Source organism: Micromonospora arida (genome assembly GCF_042873195.1).
Lineage (GTDB): Bacteria > Actinomycetota > Actinomycetes > Mycobacteriales > Micromonosporaceae > Micromonospora > Micromonospora arida.
Window position 1 is genome coordinate 233,111 of the sequence record NZ_JBIALC010000001.1, and the last position, 12,597, is coordinate 245,707.

At 73.0% G+C, this 12,597-nt stretch carries 12 protein-coding genes; 8 read left to right on the plus strand and 4 right to left on the minus strand.

Going from position 1 to position 12,597, the window contains the following annotated elements; translation table 11 throughout:
- The first annotated feature begins 82 nt into the window (after positions 1-82).
- The 6 genes from ACFYP0_RS01195 (at position 83) to ACFYP0_RS01220 (ending at position 4,893) form a co-directional block, all read left to right on the plus strand.
- Positions 83-1,081, plus strand: a complete 999-nt coding sequence (locus tag ACFYP0_RS01195; protein ID WP_386993881.1) for a helix-turn-helix transcriptional regulator — start codon at positions 83-85, stop codon at positions 1,079-1,081.
- The gene (locus ACFYP0_RS01200) at positions 1,078-2,133 is read left to right on the plus strand and encodes a helix-turn-helix transcriptional regulator (RefSeq protein ID WP_386993883.1); all 1,056 of its coding nucleotides are present in this window, start codon (positions 1,078-1,080) and stop codon (positions 2,131-2,133) included. Before ACFYP0_RS01195 ends, ACFYP0_RS01200 begins: the two co-directional genes overlap by 4 nt.
- A 10-nt stretch (positions 2,134-2,143) precedes the next feature.
- Positions 2,144-2,389, plus strand: coding sequence for a hypothetical protein (locus ACFYP0_RS01205; protein ID WP_124855343.1), 246 nt, complete (start codon positions 2,144-2,146; stop codon positions 2,387-2,389).
- Between the two features lie 159 nt (positions 2,390-2,548).
- Positions 2,549-2,863 carry a Sec-independent protein translocase subunit TatA gene (gene tatA / locus ACFYP0_RS01210; protein WP_124855346.1) on the plus strand — a complete coding sequence of 105 codons (315 nt, stop codon included), beginning with the start codon at positions 2,549-2,551 and terminating at the stop codon, positions 2,861-2,863.
- 18 nt (positions 2,864-2,881) lie between these two features.
- The gene (tatC, locus tag ACFYP0_RS01215) at positions 2,882-3,832 is read left to right on the plus strand and encodes a twin-arginine translocase subunit TatC (RefSeq protein ID WP_386993887.1); all 951 of its coding nucleotides are present in this window, start codon (positions 2,882-2,884) and stop codon (positions 3,830-3,832) included.
- Between the two features lie 137 nt (positions 3,833-3,969).
- Positions 3,970-4,893 carry a diacylglycerol kinase family protein gene (locus ACFYP0_RS01220; RefSeq protein WP_386993889.1) on the plus strand — a complete coding sequence of 308 codons (924 nt, stop codon included), beginning with the start codon at positions 3,970-3,972 and terminating at the stop codon, positions 4,891-4,893.
- Here the strand turns inward: ACFYP0_RS01220 and ACFYP0_RS01225 are convergent.
- The gene (locus ACFYP0_RS01225) at positions 4,856-5,755 is read right to left on the minus strand and encodes an EamA family transporter (RefSeq protein ID WP_386994829.1); all 900 of its coding nucleotides are present in this window, start codon (positions 5,753-5,755) and stop codon (positions 4,856-4,858) included. The two genes, ACFYP0_RS01220 and ACFYP0_RS01225, sit on opposite strands and share 38 nt — an antisense overlap.
- 113 nt (positions 5,756-5,868) lie before the next feature.
- The gene (locus ACFYP0_RS01230; protein WP_386993891.1) at positions 5,869-6,630 is read right to left on the minus strand and encodes an HAD family hydrolase; all 762 of its coding nucleotides are present in this window, start codon (positions 6,628-6,630) and stop codon (positions 5,869-5,871) included.
- 86 nt (positions 6,631-6,716) lie between these two features.
- On the opposite strand from ACFYP0_RS01230, the gene ACFYP0_RS01235 reads away from it, so the two are divergent.
- Positions 6,717-9,518 (plus strand): DEAD/DEAH box helicase, encoded by a 2,802-nt coding sequence (locus tag ACFYP0_RS01235; RefSeq protein ID WP_355583861.1) that lies wholly within the window; start codon positions 6,717-6,719, stop codon positions 9,516-9,518.
- 165 nt (positions 9,519-9,683) lie between these two features.
- Positions 9,684-10,568: an MHYT domain-containing protein gene (locus ACFYP0_RS01240; protein WP_386993893.1), complete on the plus strand. Its 885-nt coding sequence runs from the start codon at positions 9,684-9,686 to the stop codon at positions 10,566-10,568.
- Positions 10,569-10,610: 42 nt separating this feature from the next.
- On the opposite strand, the gene ACFYP0_RS01245 is transcribed toward ACFYP0_RS01240, so the two are convergent.
- Together ACFYP0_RS01245 and ACFYP0_RS01250 are read right to left on the minus strand one after the other, a co-directional pair.
- Positions 10,611-11,483, minus strand: coding sequence for an endonuclease/exonuclease/phosphatase family protein (locus tag ACFYP0_RS01245; protein ID WP_386993895.1), 873 nt, complete (start codon positions 11,481-11,483; stop codon positions 10,611-10,613).
- A gap of 129 nt (positions 11,484-11,612) precedes the next feature.
- Positions 11,613-12,551, minus strand: a complete 939-nt coding sequence (locus ACFYP0_RS01250) for an SMP-30/gluconolactonase/LRE family protein (RefSeq protein ID WP_386993897.1) — start codon at positions 12,549-12,551, stop codon at positions 11,613-11,615.
- Between the last annotated feature and the right edge of the window lie 46 nt (positions 12,552-12,597).

Consider the following 12,597-nt stretch of genomic DNA (forward strand, 5'->3'; position numbering starts at 1 on the left):
GGGGGAGGCCCGATCCGAACAAGTGTGCGGCACGCCCGCGTGGGTGCACGGTGTGGGCGGGTCGGCTGCTAGCGTCTACCGCGTGTCGCGGACCCGCACCGAACGCCTGGTCAACCTGGTGATCTGCCTGCTGTCCACGCGACGGTTCCTGACCGCCGCGCAGATCGCCGCGACCGTGCCCGGTTATGAGCACGATCCGGAGGACGCGCGCGACCACGAGGCGTTCCAGCGCAAGTTCGAACGGGACAAGGCCGAGCTGCGTGAGCTGGGTGTGCCACTGGAGACCGGCACGGCGAGCGCCTTCGACGCCGAGCCCGGTTACCGGATCGCCCACCGCGAATACGCGCTGCCCGACATCCTCCTCGAACCGGACGAGGCCGCCGCGGTCGGCATCGCCGCCCGGCTGTGGCAGCACGCCGGGTTGGCGGCCGCCGCATCGTCGGGGCTGGCCAAGCTGCGTGCCGCCGGCGTGGACGTGGACCCGCAGGCGACCCTCGGCCTGGAGCCGATGGTCACCGTCGACCCGGCGTTCGCGCCGCTGACCGCCGCCGCCCGGGACCGCCGCGAGGTGGGGTTCGACTACCGGGTGCCCGACCGCGACGCGCCCAGCCGGCGGCGGCTGCAACCGTGGGGCGTGGTCTGCTGGCGCGGCCGGTGGTATGTGGTCGGCCACGACCAGGACCGGGAGGCGACCCGCTGCTTCCGGCTGTCCCGGGTCGTCGGCGCGGTCCGGGTGACCGGCGCCCCCGGCGCGTACGAGCCGCCGGCCAACGTCGACCTGATCAGCCACGTGGCCCGTTGGTCGGGTCCGGTGGAGCGCACCGGTCGTGCCACCGTGCTGGCCGCGCCGGGGCGGGCCGCCGGGCTGCGCCGCTGGGCGGTGGAGGTGACCGCCGGGCCGGACGGCGACCGGTTGGTCCTGCCGTACGCCGACCCGGACGGGCTGGCCGGGCATCTCGTCGGCTACGGCCCGGACGTGCGGGTCCTCGACCCACCGGAGGTCCGCGAGGCGGTCATCCAACGACTCAAGGAGATCGCCGTGCGCCACGACGAGCTGGCCGTCGGCGGGGGTGCCCGGTGACCCGCCCGGCCGCCCGCAGCGGTTCCCGCGCGTCCGCCGACCGGCTGGCCCGACTGCTCAACCTGGTGCCCTACCTGCTGGCCCGGCCGGGCATCGAGATCGCCGAGGCGGCCGGTGACCTGGGCGTCACCGAGCGCCAGCTCCGGGAGGACCTGGAGCTGCTCTGGGTGTGCGGGCTTCCCGGGTACGGCCCCGGTGACCTGATCGACATGGCGTTCGACGGTGACCGGGTGACCATCACCTATGACGCCGGCATCGACCGGCCGTTGCGACTGACCCCCGACGAGGCCCTGGCACTGGTGGTGGCGCTGCGGATGTTGGCCGAGACGCCCGGGGTGGCCAACCGGGAGGCCGTCGAACGGGCCCTCGCCAAGATCGAGGACGCGGGCGACCTGGTGGGCGCGCCGGTGGCGGTCCGGTTGCCCGGGGACACCCCGCGGGTCGAGGCGCTGCGCGCCGCCGTGGAGGGCGGCAAGGCCCTGCGGATCACCTACTACACGGCCGCCCGGGACGAGACCACCGAGCGCGTCATCGACCCGCTGCGGATGCTGATGGTCGGCGGTCGGGCGTACGTGGAGGCGTGGTGTCGGCGCGCGGAGGCCGTCCGGCTGTTCCGCGCCGACCGGATCGACGCGGTCACCGAGCTGGACGAGCCGGCCACGGTGCCGCCGCAGGCCGTACCGCACGACCTCACCGAGGGCGTGTTCCGCCCCTCGGCCGACCTGCCGTTGATCACGCTGCGCATCGGCCGGGGCGAGCGGTGGATCACCGAGTACTACCCGTGCGAGCGGGTGGAGGCCGGCGACGGCGACCAGTGGCTCGTCTCCCTGAGGGTCACCGACCTGGGGTGGGCCCGCCGGTTCGTGCTGGGCCTCGGCCCGGAGGTGACAGTGGTCGCCCCGGTCGAGTTGGCCGAGCAGGTGCGGGCGACGGCGGCCGCCGCGCTCGACGCGTACGCCGTGCCCGCGCCCACGGCTGTGCCCCGGCCGCCCGAGGTCGATCCGGAGCGCGCGCCGTCGGGTGACCCGGCGGTGGCCGGCCGCACCCAGTAGGCTGACCGCCGTGCTGATCTGGATCGTGCTCGCTGTGGTGCTGCTACCCCTCGTGGTGCTCGCGTTGGCCGTGCGCCCGGTGCTGGCCAGGCTGCCCCGACTGCGCCGCGCCGCCGTGGCGTTGCAGCGGCGGGCCGCCGAGGCCGAGGCGCTGCGGGACACCGCCGAGGCGCTGCAACGGCGTGCCGAGGAAGTCCAACGTCGGCTCGACACCACATCCCAGCGACTCGCGGTGATCAAGGCCAAGCGCGGCTGATCGGGTACGCACCTGGCGATGGTTGACGGATCATCGCGGGTTGGTCAAGACTTCACCCTCCTGCCCAGACCACCACCACCCGGTGGGTGGCGGGCAGCCGATCCGCACGTACGATGGGCTGCGTACCACCCCCCGGACACAGAGCGACTGGAGCTTCTCATGGGTGCCCTCAAGCCGTGGCACATCGCTGTTCTCGTGGTTGTGCTGATCCTGCTCTTCGGTGCGAAGCGGCTCCCCGACGCGGCCCGTTCGCTGGGTCGATCGCTGCGGATCATCAAGGCCGAGACCAAGAGCCTGCAGGACGACGACCGCGACCTCGCCGAGAAGGCCGACGCGCAGGCCGGCTACCAGCCGCTGCCGCCGCACGCCGGGCAGCAGGCGCCGTACGCTGGCCAGCCGCAGCAGGCCCCGTACCAGCAGGCGCCGCCGCAGCAGCCGGTCGTCGACCCGGTGCACCGCGTCCGCGACAACTGACCGAAGGGCCCCACTCCCGTGGCCTTCGCACTGCGTAAACGCGGCCCGAGCACGTTCGAACGGGCCGCCGACGGCTCGATGACGCTCATCGAGCACGTCCGTGAGCTGCGCAATCGTCTCTTCCGCGCGTCCGTGGCGATCCTGATCGGGTTCGGCCTCGGTGTCTGGCTGGCGGATCCGGTGCTGCACCTGCTCCAGCAGCCCTACTGCGACCTTTCGCAGGCCAGAGTCGTCAACGGCAAGTGCGAGTTCGTTCAGCTCGGGCCGGCCGACCTGTTCCTGCTCCAACTGAAGGTCGCGCTCTGGGTCGGGTTGATCGTGGCCGCGCCGGTCTGGCTCTACCAGCTCTGGGCGTTCATCGCGCCGGGCCTGCACCGGCACGAGCGGCGTTACGCGTACTTCTTCACCGCCCTCGCCGCGCCACTGTTCGCGGCCGGTGCGGTGCTGGCGTACTTCGTCACGGCCAAGGGCCTGGAGTTCCTGCTCAGCATCTCCGACAGCGAGATCAGCACGACACTGGAGATCACCAAGTACATCTCCTTCGTCACCAACCTGATCCTGTTGTTCGGGGTGGCGTTCGAGTTCCCGCTCGTCGTGCTGATGCTCAACTTCGTGGGCATCGCCAGCGCGAAGCGGTTGCTCAGCTGGTGGCGCGTGGCGATCTTCGTGTTCTTCGCGTTCTCCGCCGTGGTCACCCCGACACCGGACCCGTTCGGGATGACGGCCCTGGCGATCTGCCTCTCCGCGCTCTACTTCGGTGCGGTGGGCATCGCCTTCCTCAACGACAAGCGGCGTGGGCGCGGCAAGGAGATCTACGCCGGCATCGACGACGACGAGGTGTCGCCGTTGGAGTTCGACGCGGACCCGGTCGTGGCCGGGCAGCGGGTCGACTCGACAGCGCCGATCGGCGTACCCGAACCGGTCGCCCCACCGGCGCCGATCGAACGCCGCTACGACGACATGACCTGACGGCCTCGCGCCGACCGGTCCACCGACGCCGTCCCCGTTTACCGGGGGCGGCGTCGTCGCGTCACCTCGCGCGTCGGCGGCGGAACTGATGGTGACGGCACCTGCCCCTGGTGAACGGCGGGTGTCCGCCCGGTACGGTGCTGCCCGTGACCGCAGACGATCACCTGCCCGGCCCGGTCGCCGTGCTCGCCAACCCGACCGCCGGTCGTGGACGGCACCGCGCGTTGCTGCCCCGGCTGCTGGACGGCTTGGCGGCCGCCGGGCGGCCGATCCGGTTGCTGCCGGCGTCCAGCCCCGCCGAGGCGGAGGCGGCGTGCCGGAGCGCCGTCGCCGAGGGCGCCGGCGCGTTGGTGGCGGTCGGTGGGGACGGCACCGTGCACCGGGCGTTGCAGGCGGTCGCCGGGACCGCCGTGCCGTTCGGCCCGATCCCGGCCGGCACCGGCAACGACTTCGCCCTGGACACCGGCTTTCCGGCCGACCCGCTCGCTGCGGCGGCGGTGATCGCCGAGGCGGTGCGCGACGGCCGCAGTCAACCGGTCGACCTGGCCCGGATGGTCGGGGTCGGCGGCGTCGAGCGCTGGTACGGGGCGGTCCTCGCGGCCGGGTTCGACGCGATCGTCAACGAGCGGGCCAACCGGATGCGCTGGCCCCGCGGCCCGCGCCGATACGACCTGGCGATCCTGGTCGAGCTGGCCCGGCTGCGCCCGCGCCGCTACACGCTGCGCCTCGACGGGGTTCCCCACGACCTGGACGCGGTGCTCGTGGCGGTGGGCAACTGCCCCACGTACGGCGGTGGGATGCGGATCTGCCCCGACGCGGACCCGACCGACGGGCTGCTCGACGTGGTGGTGGCGGGTCGGGTCGACCGGCGGACCCTGATCCGGGTGAAGCCGCGCATCTACCAGGGCACCCACGTCAGCCACCCGTTGGTGCGCAGCTTCCGGGCCCGCACGGTGGAGTTGGCGGCCGAGGGCATCACGTCGTACGCCGACGGGGAACGCTCCCTGAAGCTGCCGGTGACGATCAGCGCGGTTCCAGGCGCCGTGCGGCTGCTGCGTTGACCCGTACCGCGCCGATGCTCGCGGCGATCACCAGCACGATGGCGGTGCACTCCAGCACTGTCAACTCCTGCCGCAGCACCAGCCAGCCGGCGAGGGTGGCGACGGCCGGGCCGAGGCTCATCAGCACCGCGAAGGTGGCGGTGGGCATCCGCCGCAGCGCCATCAGCTCCAGGGTGTAGGGCAGCCCGGAGGCGAGCACGGCGAGGGCTGCGCCGAGGGCAAGCACCGGCGGGTCGAGCAGCGCCGCGCCGCCGTCGACGATGCCCAGCGGCAGGGTGACCAGCGCGGCGACGGTCAGCGCCAGGGCCAGCCCGTCCGCGCCGGGAAAGCGGCCGCCGACCCGGGCGCTCAGCACGATGTACGCGGCCCACATGGCGCCCGCGCCGAACGCGAAGGCCACCCCGACCGGGTTCAGCCGGTCGAAGCCGCCCTGCCCGAGCAGTGCCACCCCGGCCAGCGCGAGACCCGCCCAGCCCCAGCTGGCCAGTCGGCGGGCGGAGAACACCGACAGCGCGAGGGGGCCGAGCACCTCGAGCGTCACCGCCGGGCCCAGCGGGATGCGTTCGATGGCCTGGTAGAACAGCGAGTTCATGCCGGCCAGCGCCAGCCCGAACGCGCCGGCCGCGAGCCAGGCCGACCGGTCGTGTCCGCGCAGTCGGGGCCGGCACACGACGAGCAGCAGCACCGCCGCGATGGTCAGCCGCAGGGTCACCGCGCCGGCCACCCCGGTACGCGGGAAGAGCAACGCGGCCACGGCGGCGCCGAACTGCACCGACAGGGCCCCGCCGAGCACCAGCCCCACCGCGACGACGCCGCCCCGGGCTGGTGGCGTTTCTGCCGGTGCCGTCGTGGGCAGCAGGATCTCGGTCACGCGCACGACGGTAGGCCGTCCGCCCTGGCCAACCTGCGGCGGTGTCCACCGTGCCGACACGGCGGTAAGTGTGCGCCAACGTGGTGCTACCGGCGAATCGTCGGTCAACCGGGGGGTAGGGCGAGGTCGAGCACCGCGCCCAGCCCGTTCTCCCGGCCCGGCTCGGCCGCCGGGAGCACCAGCGCCGAGCAGCCGGCGGCCACCGCGCCCGCGTCCGCCGGGGTGTCACCGACCATCAGGGTCTGCTCCGGGTCGACGCCCAGCATGCCGCAGGCACGCCAGAAGATCGCCGGGTCGGGTTTGCAGCGCCCCACCTCGTAGGAGAGCACGAACGCGCCGACCAGGTCGGTCAGCCCCCAGGCGTCGAAGTGTGGCCGCAGGTCGAAGCCGATGTTGCTGACCACCGCCACCGGCACCCCGGCATCGCGCAGCGCGGTCAGCGTGGGGGTGGTGTCGGCGTACGGCAGCCAGCCCTCGGTGGTCAGCAGCCGCTCGTAGAGCGCGTCGGCGAAGCCGTCGATGCCGGCGTCGACGGTCTCGGCCAGCCCGGTGTACGCGCCCCGGTGAGCGTGTTGGTAGAGGTCCCGGTCGGCCCACAGTTCGGCGAGTCGGGGCGGCACCCGTGCCGGCAGTGGCCCGCCGGCACGGCCGGCGGTCAGCAGTCGGTCGGCCAGCGAGGTGGCGCGGACGCGGTCCAGGGTGACGCCGCACGCCGCCGCGGCCTCCAACACCCACCGCTGGGGGTCCTCCACCTGGGCCAGGGTGCCGTGGAAGTCGAAGAGCACCGCCTTGACAGGGCGTCGGGACGCCCGGCGCTCGGCGGTGCCCGGCGGACTGGTCTGGGGCGGTTCGGCATGGTCCGGCACGCCGTGCACCCTACCGACCGCCCCCGAGCGTGCCTCCGGACGGCCTTGTGGGGTGACATGACTCGGCACGCACTAATCTTGGTGCCATGTCGAGCCCCGCCGAGCGGTACGCAGCGGCGCGCCGCAAGGCCGCAGAAGCCGCACAGTTTCCGGCGCTGGACGAGTTCGCCCTCGATCTGGGGTTCGACCTCGACGACTTCCAGCGGGAGGCGTGTCAGTCGCTGGAGCGGGGCAGCGGTGTGCTGGTCTGCGCTCCCACCGGCGCCGGTAAGACGGTGGTTGGGGAGTTCGCCGTCCACCTGGCGTTGCGTGGGCGGCCCGACGACCCGGTGCCCGCCGCCGACGCGACCACCCCACCGGCCCGGCGCAAGTGCTTCTACACCACGCCGATCAAGGCGTTGTCCAACCAGAAGTACCACGACCTGGTCGCCCGGTACGGCGCCGAGCAGGTCGGCCTGCTGACCGGCGACAACGCGATCAACGGCGACGCGCCGGTGGTGGTGATGACCACCGAGGTGCTGCGCAACATGCTCTACGCGGGCTCCAGCACCCTCCAGGGCCTCGCGTACGTGGTGATGGACGAGGTGCACTACCTGGCCGACCGGTTCCGCGGTGGGGTCTGGGAAGAGGTGATCATTCACCTGCCCGCCTCCGTCACCCTGGTCTCGTTGTCGGCGACCGTCTCCAACGCCGAGGAGTTCGCCGACTGGCTGGTCACCGTGCGCGGCGAGACCGCCGTGGTGGTCAGCGAGCACCGGCCGGTGCCGTTGTGGCAGCACATGCTGGTCGGCAAGCGGATGTTCGACCTGTTCCACGACGCCGACGCCGCCCGCAAGCACGACGTGCACCCGGAGCTGCTGCGCTACACCCGGGAGACCGTGCGGCGGTTGGAGTTGGGTGAGGGGCGCAGCGCCGGGCCCGGTGCCGGTCGGCGTGGCCCGCGCTGGCGTGGCCCGTTGCGCCCGGACATCGTGGACCGACTGGACCGGGAGGGTCTGCTACCGGCGATCCTGTTCATCTTCAGCCGGGCCGGTTGCGCCGCCGCGGTGCAGCAGTGTCTCGCCGCCGGGCTGCGGCTCACCTCGGCGGAGGAGCGGGCCGAGATCCGCCGGGTCGTCGAGTCGCGGGTCACCGCCATTCCCGGCGAGGACCTGTCGGTCCTGGGCTACTGGGAGTGGCTGGACGGCCTGGAGCGGGGCCTGGCCGCCCACCACGCCGGCATGCTGCCGGTGTTCAAGGAGATCGTCGAGGAGCTGTTCGTCCGCGGCCTGGTCAAGGCGGTCTTCGCCACCGAGACGCTGGCGTTGGGCATCAACATGCCGGCCCGCTGCGTGGTGCTGGAACGGCTGGTCAAATACAACGGCGAGGCGCACGTCGACCTGACCCCGGGGGAGTACACCCAGCTCACCGGCCGCGCCGGCCGCCGAGGCATCGACGTGGAGGGGCACGCCGTCGTGGTGTGGTCCCCGGAGACCGACCCACGGCACGTGGCCGGGCTCGCGTCCACCCGCACCTATCCGCTGCGCTCCAGCTTCCGGCCGTCGTACAACATGGCGGTGAACCTGGTCGGCACTGTCGGCGCGGAGCCGGCCCGTGCCCTGCTGGAGTCCTCGTTCGCCCAGTTCCAGGCCGACCGGTCGGTGGTCGGCCTGGCCCGGCAGGTGCAGCGCAACACCGAGACCATCGACGCGTACGGCGCGGAGGCCGCCTGCCACCACGGCGACTTCGACGAGTACTTCGCGCTGCGGGTGGCGATCGCCGACCGGGAGAAGGCGATCGCCCGCCAGGGGCAGACCCAGCGCAAGGCCGCGGCGGTGGCCTCGTTGGAGCGGCTGCGCGTCGGCGACGTGATCCGGGTGCCGTCCGGCCGGCGGGCCGGGCTGGCCGTGGTGCTGGACCCGGCGACCGGTGGGTTCGGTGAGCCCCGGCCGCTGGTGCTCACCCAGGACCGTTGGGCCGGGCGGGTCAGCCCCGGCGACTTCACCACTCCGGCCGAGGTGTTGGCCCGGATCCGGGTGCCCAAGCACTTCAACCACCGGTCCCCGGGCGCCCGGCGGGATCTCGCCGCCGAGGTCAGCGGCACCGGTCTGGATCGGCACGGTGGCCGACGCGGCGGCCGTTCCCGGCAGGTGACCGGCGAGGACCACCAGATCACCCAGCTCCGGACCGAGCTGCGTCACCACCCCTGCCACGCCTGCCCCGAGCGGGAGGAGCACGCCCGCTGGGCGGAGCGGCGTCGACGGCTGGAGCGCGACACCGAGGAGCTGCGCGAGCGTGTCAGTGGTCGTACGGGGTCCCTCGCTCGAACGTTCGACCGGATCGTGGCGCTGCTGACCGAGCGTGGCTACCTCGCCCGCGACGGCGCGGTCACCGACGCCGGTCGGATGCTGGGCCGGATCTGGACCGAGGCGGACCTGCTGGTCGCCGAGTGCCTGCGCCGGGGGGTGTGGAACGGGTTGTCCCCGGCCGAGCTGGCCGCTGCGGTGTCCGTGGTGGTGTTCGAGGCGCGCCGCGATGTCGACGAGCGGGCGTCGCTGCCGCGCGGGCCGGTGGCCGACGCGGTGGACGAGACCCTGAAGCTGTGGGGGGAGATCGAGGCCGACGAGGCGGCGCGAGGGCTGACGGCGACCCGGGAGCCGGATCTCGGTTTCGCCTGGCCCGTCTACCGGTGGGCCCGGGGCGAGGCGCTGGCCAAGGTGCTCGGCAGCGGTCACGAGATCGATGGTGAGATGCCCGCCGGTGACTTCGTCCGGTGGGCCCGACAGGTCGTCGACCTGCTCGGTCAGATTGCCGACTCTGGCGGTGCCACAACGGAGCTGCGGTCGACGGCTCGACAGGCTATAGCGGCCGTCAATCGAGGCGTTCTCGCGTACCACACGTCGGCCTGACGACCACGCTCAGTCATTATCGTCGCTGAATCGACGCAGCGGACGGTCACCGCGTCGGCACCCCTCGGATAGCCCGGAGGGCACTGTTGCGCCTGATCACAGCACCACTGATCATTGCCGAGGCGTCTTGTTGACGCGTGGGTAACGAATGGGGAGAAAGCCGCCGTGGCGGAGATCAATCACTTTGAGTACGGGTGGATCACGCCCGCGCTGAGCTACGCGCTGTCCGTGCTCGGCTCGATCCTCGGTCTGGTCTGCGCCGGGCGCATCCGCACCGCCCGGACGAACGGACAGCGGGCGTGGTGGGGTCTGCTGTCGGCCTGGGCGCTGGGCGGCACCGCCATCTGGGCGATGCACTTCATGGCCATGCTGGGCTTCGCCGTCGAGAACACCCGGATCCGTTACGACGTGCCGCTGACCGCGGCCAGCACGGCCATCGCCGTGGTGGCGGTCGGTATCGGCCTGGCCATCGTGGGCACCGGCCGCCTGAATCCGGTACGACTGGTCGCCGGCGGCATCTTCACCGGCGTCGGGGTGGCCTCCATGCACTACACCGGGATGGCCGCCATGCGTCTCAACGGCAGCCTCGGCTACGACACCGTCCGGGTCGTGCTCTCGGTGGTCATCGCCGTGGTGGCGTCCACCGTCGCGCTGTGGCTCGCGATGACCGTCCGGCGGGGGTTGGCGATCTTCGCCTCCGCGCTGGTCATGGGGATCGCCGTCAACGGGATGCACTTCACCGGCATGAGTGCACTGTCGGTGCACCGCCACGAGCAGGCCGGTGAGGTGACCGGCGCCGGGGTGAGCACCCTGCTGGTGCCGATCGTGCTGGCGGTGCTCTTCGGGGTGGTCGGTCTGCTCTACGCGTTGCTCGCGGCTCCGACCGACGACGACCGGGCCGCCGCCGCGTACCTGGACGGACGGCGACTCGCGGAACCGGCGCCCTCGACGCCCACCGCCGCTCCCGACCCGGTCGGGTTGCGCGCCCGCTCCACCCTCGGCCAGCCCGGTACTCCGTTCCCGTCCCGCCGGGACACGCCGCCGCGCTGACGTCGTGCGCCCCGCGCCATCCGCGCCCGCTGGGGAGGCGGATCAGGCCGGCCTCCGGCCGGGTCGGCTGCGGTCGATCGCGAGGGTGACCAGCAGCCCGGGGTGATCGGTCGTCCCGTGCATGGGCACCAGGCTGCGACAGCAGAGCGTGATGTCGGTGGTCGCCGTGACGTGTTGCAGTCGGCCGTCGTCGACCCGCTGATGGCCCGGCGGGGTGCAGGACCGCACGTCGGGGTCGTGGCCGGCGCGCAGGTTGAGGTCGCCACCCAGCACGGTGGGCTCGTACCCGGTGTTGCGGCCGATCGTCGGCAGGATGGTGTCGAGCAGGTGATCGCACTGGGTGAGCGCGACGCGGTAGCCGGTGGCCGACAGGTGCGTGGTGCAGGCGAGCAGGGCGCCGTCGACGTCGACGCAGAGCCAGGCCCGTTCCTCGGGGTCCGCGAGGTCCTGCGTCGGGTGGGTTCCGGCGTACACGGTGCTCGGGGTCCCCGGCGTCCGCACGTGGGTCAGCAGCCCGATGCCGAACCGTTGGCCGTCGCGACATCGGGTGTCGTCGCCGCTCGGGCGATCGCCGGCGGCTTGGAACGCGGCCACGACCCTCCGCCCCGGGTGGACGCTTTGGAAGACGCCGTGCAGGGCGGACAGGTCGCCCGCGCAGATCTCGTTGAGGGTGACCAGGTCGGGTGCCTCGGTGCTGATCACCTCGGCGGCTCTGGCCATCGCCCGGCCGGTGTAGCAGCCGGCCCGGCCACTGTTGCAGAGGTTCAGCTGGAGCATCCGTAGGACCGTGGGCTGCGCGGCGTCGGTGCGCCCGGCCGGCCATGCGGCCGGCCGGTTGGCCGGGAGTGCGGCGGCGGCGAGTAGGCAGCCCACGGCCAGGGTCCGGCGCAGGAACCGGTACGGGCGGGCGGCCACACGGACTCCGGGGTGCACGAGGCGACAGTCGTCGCCGGGGCCAGTGATCCTACTGGCGGCCGAATCGGCGATCCGGATCCCGAGCGGTGGGCCGAGGGGGCACGCGCGGCGCGTACCCCCTCGGGTCGCTCAGTGGGCGCGGACCGCGACGACCGTGTAGGGCGTGGTGGGGGTCGGCGGTGTGGTGAACCGGGCGTTGGGCAGGTAGAGCCGGCCCAGCGCCTTGGCCACGGTGGTGGGTACGTCGAAGTTCGGATCGGTGATGGTGCCGGTGAGCGCTCCGGCGGTGCCGGCGTGGTTCAGCCGGACCACCGCGATCTGGTTGAGGCGGTTCTGCACGACGTAGAGGGTGCGGCCGAGCAGTAACAGTCCATCGCCGTTGGTGAAGGTGTGGCCCGGCACGTCGACGACGGTGCTCGCCCCGGTCGCCGGGTCGACCCGGTACAGGGTGCCGGTGGTGGACTGGACGACGATCAGCGCCCGGCCGTCCGGTGTGGGGGCGATGCCGTTGAGGTTCACCCCGGTGCCCACCTGCTCGTACGCGCCGGTCAGGGTGATCGTGGTGAAGGCGTCGGCGGGCGGCAGCGCCCCACGGCGACCGAGCGGCAGCCGGTAGAGCACCGGCCGGTTCGAGTCGGTGAAGTACGCCGCATCGCGGGTCAGCACGACGTCGTTGACGAACGTCGGGGCGGTGGCGAACTGGTAGCGGGCCAGCACCTCGCCGGTGCGGGTGTCGAGCACGCGAGCGTCGCCAGCCGTGCCACCGGAGACGAAGAGCCGGCCACGTGGGTCGACCTTGAGGCCGAGCGACGGCGTGCCGGTGGCCGCGCCGATCGTCGTGCCCCGGCCGGTGACCAGGTCGACGCGCTGGATGGCACCGGTAGCGCGCGAGCCGAGGTAGGCGTACCGGCCGGCGGTGGCAATGCCCTCGGGCTGGAACCCGTCGGGTAGGGCGAGGACGGCCGGCGGCCGCCCGGCGGGGTGCGCCTGCGCCGGTGCGACGGCGACGGTGACCAGCATGGCGGCGGTCAACGCGCCGCCGAGCGTGGTGCGGAGGGGGCGGTTCACTGTGCTCCTTCCGGGCGGAAGCGGCACGAGCCGACACGTCCGCCAC